This is a genomic window from Flavobacterium aciduliphilum (assembly GCF_003268855.1).
Taxonomy (GTDB): Bacteria; Bacteroidota; Bacteroidia; order Flavobacteriales; family Flavobacteriaceae; genus Flavobacterium; species Flavobacterium aciduliphilum.
Genome location: NZ_QLSZ01000001.1, coordinates 136971 through 152197 on the forward strand (window position 1 = coordinate 136971; position 15227 = coordinate 152197).

Consider the following 15227-nt stretch of genomic DNA (forward strand, 5'->3'; position numbering starts at 1 on the left):
TATTCAAAAAATAGTAAGAGAATTTTCCATACTTTTATAGACTTGAATCTAACGATTACTTACTATAAAATATGGAAGAAAACCACTATTCAGACGATGTTTACGGAAGAGCACGAGTTAAAAACACTCCCGAACTCGATGCTTATTACCAAGAACTCGAAAAATTGGGCGCAGGTGCTTTATGGACTGTTGCTAATGATATTGAACCTTGGGAGCCCAAATCAAACTCAGTTCCCATGCTCTGGAAGTATGATGATTTACGAGAATTAGTATTAAAATCATCTGAATTGGTTACTCCGGAACAAGCAGGTCGTCGTGTGGTTTATTTAGTAAATGACAAACGAAAAGATGTTTCGGCAGCGGTGGGTTGGCTCTACACAGGAATTCAAGTAACACGACCTGGCGAATTTACATCGGCTCATCGCCATCGCGCGTCTGCTTTACGCTTTATCATGGAAGGTAACAAAGGGTATACAGTTGTAGATGGAAATAAAATCATGCTGGAAGTAAACGACTTTGTTATCACTCCAAATTCGGCTTGGCACGAACACGGTGTAGAAGAAGACGGAGAGACATGTATTTGGCAAGATGGACTTGATATTCCGTTAGTAAATGCTCTAGAAGCCAATGATTATGCTGTATACGATGGAAAACAACCTTTGATAAACCCCATCAATCACTCCCCTATCACCTTTGGTGGGGCTGGTTTACTTCCTGCTGATAGACAATGGGATAAGCCTTATTCTCCTTTATTCAAATACTCTTGGTCAACCGTATATCCAACTTTATTGGAAGTAGCTAAAGTCAATGAAATTAATCCTTTTGATGGGATTTTGATGCACTATTCCAATCCATTGACTGGAGGTCATGTGATGCAAACTATGGGTGCTGCTATGCAATTACTTCCTCCTGGTTTTAAAGGTAAAGCACACAAACATACCGGTTCTTTTGTATATCAATGTGCTAAAGGAGAAGGCTATACAATTATAAACGGTACACGTTTGGATTGGAAGGAACGTGATATTTTTTGTGTGCCCTCTTGGGCTTGGCACGAACATCATAATCTATCTGAAACAGAAGATGCTTTTCTATTCAATTTTAATGATTTACCTGTAATTGAAGGATTAGGGTTATTTCAAGGAAAAGAATTAGAAGAAAATAACGGACATCAAATGTATTAAATATATGAAATCTCTAAAGACAAATATATACTTTAAAGTTGGAACAATTTTTTTCATAGGATTGTTATTACTCATTCCAACCTCAATGATTGAAAATCTAATTTATGAGAGAGAATCAACTCAAAAAGAGGCTATTAACGAAGTAAGCTCAAAGTGGGCAAATGAACAAACACTTTCAGGTCCATTTATTTCAATACCTTATGACAAATACATAAAAGAGTATTCAAAAAAAGATTCAACTACTAAAGTTGTTAAAGTAAAAGAATTCATACACATTCTACCCAATGAATTAAAAATTACTGGAAAAATAAACCCTGAACAACGAAACAGGGGGATTTATCAGATAGTGGTTTATAATTCTAAAATTACTATTTCTGGAAAATTTAAAAATTTCAACAGCAGTGAATACGATATTCCTGAAAAAGATATTATATTCAACAAAGCACAATTTACACTTGGAATTAATGACTTGCGAGGTATTGAAAAACAGATTAATTTAAATTGGAACGACAAATCTTATTCTTTTAATCCTGGTGTTATTTCTGATGATATAGTAAAAAGTGGAATGAATGCTCAAATTGAAATCAATCCCACAGATAATAGCTATAGCTCTTTTTCATTTGAAATAGATTTAAAAGGAAGTCAAATTTTATATTTTACACCTGTTGGAAAAACAACTGACGTTACAATTGAATCTTCATGGAAGACACCAAGTTTTAATGGCGCTTTTCTTCCTGATTCGAGAAAAGTAACAGACTCTGGATTTAAAGCCAATTGGAATATTTTACATTTAAATAGAAACTATCCACAAACATGGACCAATAATACCTATAACATATCGAACTCTAGTTTTGGAATTGATTTGATTTTACCCGTTGGAAATTATCAAAAAACCTATCGTTCCATTAGATATGCGATTTTGTTTATTGTGTTTACATTTATAGTTTTTTTCTTTATTGAGATATTAAATAAGATTTTCATCCATCCTATCCAATATATATTAGTTGGTATCGCTTTAATAGTATTTTACAGTTTATTATTATCTCTGTCAGAACATTTAAAATTTGATGTTTCATTTATTATTTCGGCCTTAGCAACACTGCTGCTAATAGCGGGATATGTAAAGGCAATATTAAAATCTACTCCCTTAATGTACCTCATAAGTGGAATATTATTAATATTATATACTTTTATTTTTGTAATCATACAACTAGAGGATTTTGCTTTACTAATTGGTAGTATTGGAATATTTATCATATTAGGTCTTGTAATGTATTTTTCAAGAAAAATTGATTGGTATAATTTAAATATTTCAGAAGAAAACGAAGAAAAAAAATAAATACAATGAAACTACTCACGTATACGCTAAAAGAAAATTTTGAATCACGACTAGGATTTATTCACAATAATCACATTATAGACATGGAGGATTTTGGTGAAATTTCCAATTTTCCGCTTCCCAACGATATGTTGGATTTAATCGATATGGGATTTGAAATTATCGAAGAAATTACAGAAATGATTCAGGAAACGCCTGCGAATTTTTTTGAAGAGATTTCGTATGAAATGGATGAAGTTACCCTTCTCGCTCCCATTGAAAAACCAAGAAAAAACATCATTGGAATTGGTTTAAACTATACCGAACATGTTGCCGAAAGTGCTCGAACTTTGGATACCACTGGAAAATTACCTCAAAAACCAATCATATTTTCAAAACCACCAACAACAGTTACTGCAACAAATACTGAAATTATTAAGAATACCAAACTAACTCAACAACTAGATTGGGAAGTGGAATTGGCTGTTGTGATTGGTAAAAAAGGAAAATACGTTTCAAAAACAGATGCAATGGACTATGTTTTTGGCTATACAGTAATCAACGACATTTCCGCTCGTGACTGTCGAAGAGAAGGCCAATGGATTGTCTCCAAAGGACAAGATACATTTGCACCTATGGGGCCAATTCTAGTAACTAAAGACGAAATCGAAAATCCACACAACTTAGATTTATCGCTAAAAGTAAATGGCGTTGAAAAACAAAATTCAAATACCAAATTTCTCTTATTTAATATTAATGATTTGATAGAGGATTTAAGTACGGTTTTCACTTTAGAACCTGGTGATATTATAGCAACAGGAACACCATCAGGAGTTGGAGCTGGAAGAGATCCTCAAGAATGGTTGTACGATGGCGATGTTGTAGAAGCCACAGTGGAAGGAATTGGAACAATAGTAAATACAGTTAAGGAAATATAAAATTAGTATTCAGCCTCAGTATTCTGTTTTCAGACTGCTTACTGTGACTGAGACTGTAAATTGAGCATAATGAAATACAGAATAGGACAAATAGTTCCATCATCAAATGTAACGATGGAAACGGAAATACCTGCCATTTTTCGTGCACGCGAAACCATTTTACCCGAACGTTTTACGTTCCATTCGAGTAGAATGCGCATGAAAAAAGTAACCCAGGAAGAACTCAAAGCCATGGATGCCATGAGTTTAAAGTGTGCTCAAGAACTTTCCGATGCACATGTAGACGTAATGGGCTATGCGTGTTTAGTAGCTATTATGAGTATGGGGCGTGGGTATCATTGCGTTTCGGAAGTTAATTTACATCAAGAAACTATTGCCAACGAGTTCCCTACTCCTATTGTAACTTCTGCTGGCGCATTGATTAATGGTTTAAACGTTTTAGGTGCGAAACAAATTTCAATCATAACACCTTATATGCGTCCGCTCACCGATAAAGTTGTCGATTATATTGAACATCAAGGCATCAAGGTCAAAGAAAGTATTGCGCTTGAAATCCCAGACAATCTAGAAGTAGCCGCTCAAAATCCAATGAATTTGTTAGAAATTTACAAACAGCTCGATTTAACCGATGTAGACATCTTAGTCGCTTCTGCTTGTGTGCAAATGCCTTCTCTAGAAGCTATTGATTTGATTCAAGCGGAATGTGGCATTCCCGTTACATCTGCTGCTGTATGCACCACTTATGAAATGATGAAAAAACTCGGAATTGAAGCAAAATCAACTATTGGAGGTGCACTACTAAATGGTACTTTCTAAAAAATTCGTAAACTAAAAAAGCCGTTTCAATTGAAACGGCTTTACTTATAAATTCTCTTTTTTATTATTTTTTTACTTTTGTAAACTCAAAATTTTGTCCACTAATTAATAGTGTAAAACCATCTTTAGTTGCATTAAATTGAATGACTAATCCCGCTTGATCAATAGTAAATTTTCCGTTTCCTTTATCCTCTAATGGAGAAGAGGGTTGACCAGGAGAATTGATTACTAAACTATCATCCTCTTCAGAGAAGTTTATTTTTATTGGAATTTTAACACTTGTATAATCCCCCACATATGCGTCTAATCTAGGGGCTTTATCTACACCATTTTTAGCCTCTGTCCATATATTATTTTCGTCATTTCTATCTGGGAAGACATTATCTGGATCTAGTGTAATCGATTCAAGTTCTTCTTTCGTATCCACTTTAAAAGTCCATGATTTATTACGTTGCCAAATTTCTACAGGTAAATTTTTTCGCATCACGGTTCCACTTTTTGTTTTGATGTCCAAAACAACAGGCATGACCATTTTATCATAATTATCAATTGTAATTTGAGCCCCATTTTTAGCATCTCCTTTGACATACTTTACTTTTGAAATTCCTTGATCGAGACTCCAATTATTAAGAAACCATCCTCTCCAAAACCATCCTAAATCTTCACCTGCAACATTTTCTATAGTTCTGAAAAAATCATCTGGCATCGGGTGTTTAAAAGCCCATCGTTCTACATAAGTTCTAAAAGCTTTATCAAAACGATCTACACCTAATATATTATTACGCAACATATCCAATCCAGAACCTGGTTTGTAATAAGCCAAGAACCCCAAATTAGCTTCTTTTAAATTATCTGGAGCTGCCATAACAGGTTCCATGTCTGGATTTGTTAACATACCGGCCATTTGATGCATGTTTGGATTACGTTGTTTGTATTCGCCATTGTTAAAATCTTGCGAACTTAATCCGTTGATAAAAGTATTAAATCCCTCATCCATCCAAGCAAATAATCTTTCGTTAGACCCAACTATCATAGGAAACCAACCGTGCCCAAATTCATGATCCGTAACACCCCACAACTCTTCTCCTTTTGATTTCAAATCACAAAATACAATTCCAGGATATTCCATACCCCCTTCATTTCCAGCTACATTTGTAGCTACAGTATAAGGGAATTCAAACCATCTTTTTGAATAGTTTTCAATTGATGTTTTGGTATATTCTGTAGCTCTTCCCCATGCACTTTGCCCTTCAGATTCTACTGGGTAAGCAGAAACGGCAAGTGCTTTCTTTCCACTTGGTAAATTAATTCGAGCGGCATCAATGATAAAGGCAGCAGAAGAAGCCCATGATACATCACGTGCATTTTTTGTTTTAAATCGCCATGTTAGAGAAGACTTACCTGAGGGTCTAGAATTGGTATTTGTCACTTCATCAGCAGTTCGAATCATCACGGTTTTGTCACTATTTTTGGCAGATGCCCATCGCTTTTGTTGTTCAGCAGTATACACTTCCGATGGATTTTGCAAATCACCCGAACATACAACTATGTGATTGGCTGGAGCTGTAATGCTTACATCGAAATCACCATATTCTAAATAAAACTCACCAGCTCCTAAATAAGGTCTTGTATTCCAACCTAATACATCATCATAAACGCACATTCTTGGATACCACTGAGCCACTGTAAAAATTTTACCATTTTTAGTTTCTACAACCCCCATACGATCGGAGCCATAATCAGGAGAAATAAAAGAAAAATCTATTTTGACTTTTACCACACCTCCATTTGCACCAACCGCCTGTGGCAAATCTACTTGCATTCTAGTATCGGTAATGGTGAATGTTGTTTCCTTTTCTTGAATTTTTCCTGCATTTGAAGTGATGATTTTTACCGATTTTATTTTAAATCCTCCATCAAAATCTTGTCCTTTAGCGCCATTTCTACTTCCTTTTAAGGGAATAATTGCGTTACCACGAGAGTCTTTTTTAAATAAGTTTTGATCTACATTCATCCATAAAAATCCTAGCTTGTCAGGACTGTTATTGGTATAAGTTAGTATTTCAGAACCTGAAATTTCTTTATTCTGATCGTTTAATGTAGCTGTAAGCGAATAATCCGCTCTATTTTGCCAATATTTGGCGCCAGGTTGTCCACTAGCAGATCTGGTTTCTGTTCCATTCTTTGTGTAAAAATTATTTGCGAATGTTTCGTTATAATTGTAGTTAGAAACAGGTTTTGTCTCTTGTGCTACACTTGTAAAACCAGCCAAAAGTAGTACACTCAAATGTAATGCATTAAAAAGAGTATTTTTCATAAATTGAAAGGGTTAATTAATAAGCAAAGTAAATAAAAAAATGCTTCTGAAAACTCAAAAGCATTTAATTAGTATGTATATTTATAATTTTGTTACTCCAATTTAATAATTCTATTAATTGGAATGCCATTCCCTTGTTTTAAAATGACTCTAGAATCTGTAACTCCCCAAACCGTGGTTTCGACAACTTTCTTTGAATGATCATCTTCGAAATAAATTTTTATTTTGGCGTGTTCCAAATTACCTAGAGATAGCGCACGATTCAAATCAGAACCTCTTTGTTTAATTGCAGTATGCTCATGTAATACTTCTTCGTGAGGAAAAGATAGACTCGCAATCTTTTCTTTTTCAATGATTTCGAATTCTGTTGTCATGATCTTTGAATTTTAATTAATGATTATAATTATTGGTAGTTTAAAATTAATAAAATATATTTACCTTTCATTACTATTTTAACTTAAATTTCAATTAATTGATGACAATAACCCTAACCAATTCTAAATATTCTGCAAAAATTAACAGTCATGGCGCTGAATTATTTTCATTTAAGGCTTTTCAAAACGACCAAGAATATATATGGGATGGAAATCCAGACTATTGGGCTAAGCATGCGCCTATTCTTTTTCCAATAGTAGGAACATTGAAAAACAACACGTACTATCATAATGAAAAAGAATACCACTTATTACGACATGGATTTGCAAGAGACATGAATTTTGAAGTGGCTCATTGTTCCAAGACGAAAGTGATTTTTATATTAAAATCAAATGATGAAACTCGAAACCGATATCCTTTTGATTTTGAATTACAATTAATGTATACTTTAATAGAAAATAAAATACTATTAAGCTATCAAGTCATAAATTGCGACTCACAATCGATTCCTTTTTCTATAGGAGCTCATCCTGCCTTTGCTTTAAATGTACCCTTTGAAAATTATAGTCTAGCATTTAATCGGCAAGAAACCTTAGCGTGTTCCATTTTAGAAAATGATTTAATTTCAAACCGGAGTTTAGAAATTGAATTACAAAACAAAATACTCCCTTTACATTATTCACTATTTGAAAACGATGCTTTGGTTTTCAAAACAATACACTCTCGAGAGATTACTATTTTGAAAGAAAATTATCCTTATGTAAGAATTACTTTCGAGGATTTTAACAATCTAGGTGTTTGGACAAAAGTGAGTGCTCCATTTATATGTGTTGAACCTTGGCTTGGTTATGCTGATTCGGTTGATGCTACAGGAAATCTTTTTGAAAAAGAGGGCATATTGATATTAAATAAAAATGAAACGTTTGAAGCTCAGTTTAGTATTGAAATTTTATAAAAATAGACACCGTGTTAGAAATTAATTTTCATCCCTTTAAAAATTTGGAAACTGAGCGACTGTTTCTCCGTAGGATTACTAGAGCTGATGTGGACGAAATCATGGAACTGCGTAGTAATCCCGAAACTATGAAGTTTATTCCAAGGCCTCTTGTTACCTCAAAGGAACAAGCGATGGAACATTTTAAAATGCTTGATGAAAAAATTGAAGCAAATGAAGGCATCAACTGGGCCATCACAATAAAAGGAGAACCCAAATTAATTGGTATTATTGGTCATTATCGAATACAACCTGAAAACCATCGGTGTGAAATTGGCTACATGATTTTACCACAATATAGTGGGAAGGGGTATACTACTGAAGCAATCCGAGTAGTTTTAGAATATGGCTTTCATGATTTACAAATGCATTCTATTGAAGCTGTCATCGACCCAGATAATATTGCCTCAGAACGAGTATTGCAAAAAAATGGCTTTGTAAAAGAAGCCCATATTTTAGAAAATGAATTATGGAATGGCAAATTTTGGGATACCGTAATTTATTCTTTATTAAAAAAGAATTTTATTAAATAAAAGCTAATTAGAGAACTTTGGTAATGTTTTAATATATAATTCTTCCACTTTCTTACGTGCCCAATCGGTTTTTCGCAAAAAGGTCAAACTTGATTTAACACTTGGATTGTCATTAAAACATCTTATTTTTATGAGTTCCCCTAAAGTGTCAAATCCATAATAATCTACTAATTGCTCTATCATTTTCTGAAGTGTAACTCCATGCAGCGGGTTGGTTTTCTTTTGATTATGCATAGTGCAAATATATAGATAAAAAAAGTCACCACTAAAAAATGGTGACCTTTCCGTCCGACGTGAATCGGAACTAACCAATAACTCTAAATAATCCTAATTGTAAAATTAGAATATGAATTTAAATCCAAAAGATAATGGAGTCGTCAATGAAACTCCTGCACCTGAAAGATTGTAACTTGAATCAACAGTTGCAACGTGAGCAAGAGAAAAATCTGTAGTTGTAGTTTTATCACCTGTTTTTGGAGTTAGAGTTGTTTGACTGAAATTAACTAAATTATAAGAAAACTCAACAGATAAACTTTTCGTTACAAAATAGTCAAATCCACTTGATATAGCAACTCCAAATTGATTAACTTTTAAATCAGAAACTTTTTCTTTACCTGAAATTATTGGTAATGCAGCCTGTCCAAAGAAATACAAACCTCCTGCTACATTATAATACTTTCTTGCTAAAGGTTGAACAACTAATAAACTTGCATCAGTAGTTTTCGTTACAGCTTCAGATTTCATTGAAATATTACCTACACCAACTCCTAAAGCTACAGATGGCGAAACAAAAGTTCCAACAATTGGTAAGATTGTCGTATTAGTATTTTTTAAATCACCTGTTTTTGATTGTAAATAACCAACTTGAGCAGTTGCAAACCACGCTCCTTGTAATCCTTTACTTTCTTTTTTGTCTTGTGCATTTGCAGTTAATGTTGATAAAGCTATAGCTGCAACTAATAAAATTTTTTTTATTTTGTTTTAGTTTTAAAATTATAGGACAAATTTATAGGCTACATCGCACATAAAAACTGATATATATCATACTTTTCATTTTTTTTGAAATCAATTTATTTTCTTTACGTTTACTATTTTTGTTACTACATTTGTTCCCGATGAATAAAGTTGTAAACATACAAAACAAAAGAGCCCGTTTCGATTATGAAATACTAGACGTATATACGGCTGGAATCGTTTTAACTGGTACTGAAATAAAATCCATTCGATTAGGAAAAGCTCAAATAGCAGAAAGTTTTTGTGAATTTCACAATGGCGAACTTTTTGTAATTAATACCTATATTGAAGAATACCTTTATGGAAATCAATTCAACCATAAATCGAGAAGTGAACGAAAATTACTCTTAAATAAAAGAGAATTAAAATCTTTAGAGCGAAGCATTGAAACGAAAGGATTAACCATTATTCCGCTACGGTTATTTACTAATGAAAAAGGGATTGCCAAACTTGAAATTGCTTTGTGCAAAGGAAAAAAAACTTATGACAAGCGAGAGACACTCAAGGAAAATGACACTAAAAGGGATTTGGATCGAATAAAGAAAATGTTTTAAACCCTTTTTATGAAAGACCTTTTAAAAAACGGAAGAGAGAATAAAAAAATAACTACTCGTGAACTTGCTTTACTAACTAAAATTGATCAAGCATTAATTAGTAAGTTTGAAAACGGTCAAAGAATTCCAACAGAACTTCAAATAAAAGTATTAGCTTCCATATTAGAAATAGACCTTAATACGCTATTAGTAGCTTGGTACAAACAAAAACTATTAAACCGTATTGATTTTAATCCTCAATCCATACAAGCTATTACAGAAATACTAAATGAAAAAGGAATAACTTTAACGCAATCTCAAAAAGAAGTTCAAATAGCCGCTATTTTATCAGAAATCGATACTTTGAAAAACAAATTGAGCACTCTGTAAAAAGTAAAATTTTGAACTTTTTAATTGTACAAAATACAGTCGCTAACTTTTATTTTTCAACAAAGGGACGAACTTAAAATCTCCCAACTCGTGTTTTTCAAATTGAGTTTCATTTTTACGAATCAACATCGTCATAATTTGTTCTTGCTCACCAACGGGAATGACTAGTCTTCCTCCAATTTTCAATTGAGCCATCAAGGCTTTTGGGATTTCTGGTGCACCGGCAGTTACAATAATACTATCAAAAGGAGCATGATTGGGCAAGCCTTTATACCCATCACCAAATGACAAATACTTAGGACGAATCCCTAATTTTGGCAACAATAAAGACGTTTGTTTAAACAATTCATTTTGACGTTCTACAGAATAAACTTTTGCGCCTAAAAAACACAAAACGGCTGTTTGATAGCCACTCCCTGTACCTATTTCTAAAATTTTCTGGTCTTTTTTTACCTCAAGTAACTGGCTTTGAAAAGCAACCGTATAAGGTTGTGAAATAGTTTGTCCTGCTGCAATAGGAAACGCTTTGTCTTGATAAGCAAAATCTTCAAAACTAGAATTTAAAAACAAGTGTCTTGGAATTTTTTTTATCGCTTCTAAAACATTTTTATCTTTTATTCCTTTTTCTTCCAATTGTTTAGCTAACTGATTTCTAAGTCCCTGATGTTTGTTTGTATCTTTCAATTGTGGCAAGTATTTATTTTGGTAAAAATAGATTGAAAAATATCAAAAAGCAAATTCTAGATCCCAAATTGTTTTATTTTACAAGGAGTTGAATTTGGGTATTCCTATTGGATTTTACTTAATATTTAGTACTTTTGATAAATTTTTATTGTATGCTTAAAATTGGCGTTTTAGGTGCGGGCCACCTCGGAAAAATACACCTCCGATTGTTACAACAATCTGAAAAATATGAATTAGTTGGATTTTATGATGAAGATGCTGTTTATGCTGAAAAAATTGCAAGCGAATTTGGTTACAAACGATTTGACACCATCGCAAAGTTAATTCATGCTGTAGATGTTATAGACATTGTGACTCCTACCCTTTCGCATTATAAATGTGCTAAAGTGGCTATCAAAAGTGGTAAACATGTTTTCATTGAAAAGCCCATTGCAACTACCATTGAAGAAGCTGAAGAAATCATTGCCTTAGCTAATGAATATAATGTAAAAGGTCAAGTAGGTCATGTAGAGCGATTCAATCCTGCCTTCATTGCTGTGAAGAATCAAATCGAGAACCCCATGTTTATCGAAACCCATCGCTTGGCCGAATTCAATCCGCGTGGTACTGATGTTCCTGTCGTATTGGATTTAATGATTCATGATATCGATGCCATTTTGAGTGTTGTAAAATCAAAAGTAAAAGCCGTCCATGCTAGTGGCGTTTCTGTTTTGAGTCAGTCGCCCGATATTGCTAATGCTCGTATTGAATTTGAAAACGGTTGTGTGGCAAACATCACATCGAGTAGAATTTCGATGAAAAACATGCGTAAATCACGTTTTTTTCAAAAAGACGCCTACATTTCAGTAGATTATTTAGATAAGATTTGTGAAGTGGTAAAAATGAAAGAGGCCCCCGAAGTTCCTGGCGATTTTGATATGATTTTGCAAAATGCAGAAGGCGAAAAAAAACAGATTTATTTTAACAATCCCGAAGTAGCACCCAACAATGCTATTCTTGATGAATTAGAAACTTTTGCCGATGCAATTCTAAATAATACTACTCCAATCGTAACTTTAGAAGATGGAACCGAAGCTTTAAGAGTGGCGTATATGATTATTGATTCGATGAATAAAAAATAATATTGACCTCAAATTCATAAATTAAAAAAAAATTAGAATTTGAACTAAAATAATTTAAAACAAACTAAACAAACATAATGAAAACAATAGCAGTAATTGGCGCAGGAACCATGGGCAACGGAATAGCTCACACGTTTGCACAAAGCGGTTTTACCGTAAAATTAATCGATATTTCAGAAAAATCTTTAGAAAAAGGTATGGCAACTATAGCTTCCAATCTGGATCGCATGGTTTCCAAAGGAACGATTTCTGAAGACGACAAACACAAAACCATTGGAAACATCATTACGTATACTGACATCAAAGATGGTGTAGTGGGAACCGATTTAGTGGTTGAAGCAGCTACTGAAAATGTGACATTGAAACTCAATATTTTCAAACAATTGAGTGAGATTTGTGACCACAATGTAATTTTGGCTACCAATACGTCATCCATTTCGATTACCCAAATTGCAGCGCAAGTAGTGCATCCTGAACGCGTAATCGGAATGCACTTTATGAATCCGGTGCCGATTATGAAATTGGTAGAAATCATTCGCGGTTACAATACTTCGGATGAGGTGACTAAAATTATTATGGATTTATCCGTAAAGTTAGGTAAAACGCCAACAGAAGTTAATGATTATCCTGGATTTGTAGCCAATAGAATTCTGATGCCCATGATTAACGAAAGTATAGAAACGTTATACAATGGCGTTGCTGGTGTTCAAGAAATTGATACCGTAATGAAACTCGGAATGGCTCATCCTATGGGCCCCTTGCAATTGGCAGATTTTATTGGATTAGACGTTTGTCTTTCAATATTAAACGTGATGTACGACGGATTCAAAAACCCAAAATACGCTCCATGTCCGCTTTTAGTTAATATGGTCATGGCTGGAAAACTAGGCGTAAAATCGGGTGAAGGCTTTTATGATTATGCTGAAAGTAAAAAAGCTGAAAAAGTTTCTAAACAATTTAAATAATCATCAAGTCAAATGTCGAAAGTCTTAAAGTAAATGCTTTCGACTTTCGACTTTCGACTAAAATATGAGCAAAATAATCCCTTTCAAAGCCGTTCGTCCAACGCCTGATAAAGTAGCTTTAGTGACTTGCAGAAACTATGACGATTATTCTCCTGCTGAACTAGCGGCTTGGTTGAACTTCAATCCGTATTCGTTTTTGCACGTGATCAATCCTGCCTATGTACATGCGCAAAAAATCACCTTAGACAAACGTTTTAAAGGTGTGGCTCATAAGTATCAGGATTTTAAAAACGAGGGCATTTTTATAGCCGATGAAATAGCTTCTTTTTTTGTATATGAAATTCAAACCAAAGTACAGACATTTACCGGAATTGTTGCAGGAACATCCATTGAAGATTATAAAAATAATAGTATCAAAAAGCATGAAGACACGCTGCAATATCGTGTCGAATTGTTTAAGGATTATTTGCATCAAACCGAGTTTAACACGGAACCTGTTTTAATAACATATCCTGATAAAGCAGAAATTAATACTTGGATTTCGAAAAAGAAAAACGAACAACCTCTATATCATTTTTCAACCACCAATAAAGAAAAACACACCCTTTGGAAGGTTGACGACTTGAATGAGTTACAATGGCTAGAACAACAATTTGAGAATATTCCCGAATTGTATATCGCCGATGGTCACCACCGTTCGGCTTCGGCAGAACTTTTATACGATCAAGATTGTCATTTGGGCAACGCGAATTTAGACTATTTTATGAGTTTTTTAATCGCTGAAAGCAACGTTAAAATTTATGAATTCAATCGAATCATTCGCGATTTGAATGGTCATTCGAAAGAAACATTTTTAAAACTATTGTCAGAGCATTTTATCATCAAATCGAAAGAACAAGAATTGTGGAAACCGCAGGGCAAGTTTGAATTTGGCATGTATTTGGACGGAAATTTTTATGCTCTTTTCTATAAATTGGAAAATAACAATTCGTCACTTTTAGAAAATTTGGATGCACAAATTTTGTATGACAAAGTACTGCAACCCATTTTAGGCATTGAAGATTTACGAAACGACGAACGCATCGAATATATTCCGGGTAAACAATCTATTTTAACCCTTAAAGAGCTAGTAGACGAGGGCGAATTTGAAGTAGGATTCATGCTTTTTCCAAGTGATATTTCAGAAATTAAAGCTTTAGCTGATAACAATTTAATAATGCCTCCAAAAACTACGTATATCGAACCAAAATTTCGAAGTGGATTGATGGTATATGAGTTGTAAGTTCTAATGGAATAGAATAAAGAGAAAAGAAATAGATACATTTTCCAGAACAGAAATTGGAGAAATTTATAAAATCTGAGTTCCAAAATAAAATAGCATTAATGAAATGTCAATAGCACAAAACCTTCTCAACATAAAATCTCAACTTCCTGAATCTGTAACGCTGGTGGCCGTTTCTAAAACCAAACCTGTTGCAGACTTGATGGAAGCTTATCATGCTGGGCAACGCATTTTTGGGGAAAACAAAATCCAAGAGATGACTGAAAAATGGGAACAAATGCCCAAAGACATTCAATGGCACATGATTGGTCATGTACAATCCAACAAAGTAAAATACATGATTCCCTATGTGAAGTTAATTCACGGTGTGGATAGTTTAAAATTGCTGAAAGAAATCAATCGTTTGGCTCTAAAATGGCGTAAAAAAATAGATTGCTTGTTGCAAATTCATATTGCGGAGGAAGAAACCAAATTTGGATTGGACGAAAAGGAATTAAAAGAATTATTAGCATCTGAAGAATTTAAAACTTTTGACAATATTCGTGTGGTTGGATTAATGGGAATGGCTACTTTTACTGACAATCAAAATCAAATAAAAAGAGAATTTCAACATTTAAAAACCCTTTTTGATACTTACAGTCAACTAAAAACAGAAAACTGTCAACTTAAAACGTTATCCATGGGAATGTCTGGCGACTACCAGACCGCTATTGAATGTGGGAGCACGATGGTTCGCATTGGAAGCAGTATCTTTGGAACGAGATAA

General features: G+C 33.7%; 17 protein-coding genes. 12 read left to right on the forward strand and 5 right to left on the reverse strand.

Annotated elements, in window-relative coordinates; all coding sequences use genetic code 11:
• Positions 1-71: 71 nt before the first annotated feature.
• The 4 genes from CLV55_RS00575 (at position 72) to CLV55_RS00590 (ending at position 4253) form a co-directional block, all read left to right on the forward strand.
• A complete protein-coding gene (locus CLV55_RS00575; RefSeq protein WP_112111794.1) occupies positions 72-1181 on the forward strand; it encodes a cupin domain-containing protein in 1110 nt (369 codons plus the stop codon).
• A 4-nt stretch (positions 1182-1185) separates the two neighbouring features.
• Positions 1186-2520, forward strand: a complete 1335-nt coding sequence (creD, locus tag CLV55_RS00580; RefSeq protein ID WP_112111795.1) for a cell envelope integrity protein CreD — start codon at positions 1186-1188, stop codon at positions 2518-2520.
• Between the two features lie 5 nt (positions 2521-2525).
• Positions 2526-3437 carry a fumarylacetoacetate hydrolase family protein gene (locus tag CLV55_RS00585; protein ID WP_112111796.1) on the forward strand — a complete coding sequence of 304 codons (912 nt, stop codon included), beginning with the start codon at positions 2526-2528 and terminating at the stop codon, positions 3435-3437.
• 69 nt (positions 3438-3506) lie between these two features.
• A complete protein-coding gene (locus CLV55_RS00590) occupies positions 3507-4253 on the forward strand; it encodes a maleate cis-trans isomerase family protein (RefSeq protein WP_317048357.1) in 747 nt (248 codons plus the stop codon).
• A 64-nt stretch (positions 4254-4317) separates the two neighbouring features.
• Here the strand turns inward: CLV55_RS00590 and CLV55_RS00595 are convergent, their stop codons facing one another.
• Entirely contained in the window at positions 4318-6570 is a 2253-nt protein-coding gene (locus CLV55_RS00595) for a M1 family metallopeptidase (RefSeq protein ID WP_112111797.1), read from the reverse strand.
• Positions 6571-6662: 92 nt separating this feature from the next.
• A complete protein-coding gene (locus tag CLV55_RS00600) occupies positions 6663-6944 on the reverse strand; it encodes a hypothetical protein (RefSeq protein ID WP_112111798.1) in 282 nt (93 codons plus the stop codon).
• Between the two features lie 101 nt (positions 6945-7045).
• On the opposite strand from CLV55_RS00600, the gene CLV55_RS00605 reads away from it, so the two are divergent.
• Complete coding sequence (locus CLV55_RS00605) at positions 7046-7900, forward strand: aldose 1-epimerase family protein (protein ID WP_112111799.1); 855 nt, start codon at positions 7046-7048, stop codon at positions 7898-7900.
• An 11-nt stretch (positions 7901-7911) separates the two neighbouring features.
• Positions 7912-8472, forward strand: a complete 561-nt coding sequence (locus CLV55_RS00610) for a GNAT family N-acetyltransferase (protein WP_112111800.1) — start codon at positions 7912-7914, stop codon at positions 8470-8472.
• A gap of 3 nt (positions 8473-8475) precedes the next feature.
• On the opposite strand, the gene CLV55_RS00615 is transcribed toward CLV55_RS00610, so the two are convergent.
• Together CLV55_RS00615 and CLV55_RS13050 are read right to left on the reverse strand one after the other, a co-directional pair.
• Positions 8476-8706: a VF530 family protein gene (locus CLV55_RS00615; protein WP_112111801.1), complete on the reverse strand. Its 231-nt coding sequence runs from the start codon at positions 8704-8706 to the stop codon at positions 8476-8478.
• A gap of 105 nt (positions 8707-8811) precedes the next feature.
• A complete protein-coding gene (locus tag CLV55_RS13050) occupies positions 8812-9447 on the reverse strand; it encodes an outer membrane beta-barrel protein (protein WP_112111802.1) in 636 nt (211 codons plus the stop codon).
• Between the two features lie 140 nt (positions 9448-9587).
• Between CLV55_RS13050 and smpB the strand changes: the two genes are divergently transcribed.
• A complete protein-coding gene (gene smpB, locus CLV55_RS00625; RefSeq protein ID WP_112111803.1) occupies positions 9588-10040 on the forward strand; it encodes an SsrA-binding protein SmpB in 453 nt (150 codons plus the stop codon).
• A 9-nt stretch (positions 10041-10049) separates the two neighbouring features.
• Positions 10050-10409, forward strand: a complete 360-nt coding sequence (locus CLV55_RS00630; protein WP_112111804.1) for a helix-turn-helix domain-containing protein — start codon at positions 10050-10052, stop codon at positions 10407-10409.
• A 42-nt stretch (positions 10410-10451) separates the two neighbouring features.
• Here CLV55_RS00630 and CLV55_RS00635 read toward each other — a convergent pair whose 3' ends face one another.
• Positions 10452-11093 carry a protein-L-isoaspartate(D-aspartate) O-methyltransferase gene (locus tag CLV55_RS00635; RefSeq protein ID WP_112112203.1) on the reverse strand — a complete coding sequence of 214 codons (642 nt, stop codon included), beginning with the start codon at positions 11091-11093 and terminating at the stop codon, positions 10452-10454.
• Between the two features lie 152 nt (positions 11094-11245).
• Here CLV55_RS00635 and CLV55_RS00640 point away from each other — a divergent pair, with 152 nt between their 5' ends.
• From CLV55_RS00640 to CLV55_RS00655, 4 genes are all read left to right on the forward strand, one after another.
• A complete protein-coding gene (locus CLV55_RS00640) occupies positions 11246-12214 on the forward strand; it encodes a Gfo/Idh/MocA family protein (RefSeq protein WP_112111805.1) in 969 nt (322 codons plus the stop codon).
• A gap of 77 nt (positions 12215-12291) precedes the next feature.
• The gene (locus tag CLV55_RS00645) at positions 12292-13179 is read left to right on the forward strand and encodes a 3-hydroxyacyl-CoA dehydrogenase family protein (protein WP_112111806.1); all 888 of its coding nucleotides are present in this window, start codon (positions 12292-12294) and stop codon (positions 13177-13179) included.
• A gap of 64 nt (positions 13180-13243) precedes the next feature.
• Positions 13244-14461, forward strand: a complete 1218-nt coding sequence (locus tag CLV55_RS00650; RefSeq protein ID WP_112111807.1) for a DUF1015 domain-containing protein — start codon at positions 13244-13246, stop codon at positions 14459-14461.
• Positions 14462-14567: 106 nt separating this feature from the next.
• The gene (locus CLV55_RS00655; RefSeq protein ID WP_112111808.1) at positions 14568-15227 is read left to right on the forward strand and encodes a YggS family pyridoxal phosphate-dependent enzyme; all 660 of its coding nucleotides are present in this window, start codon (positions 14568-14570) and stop codon (positions 15225-15227) included.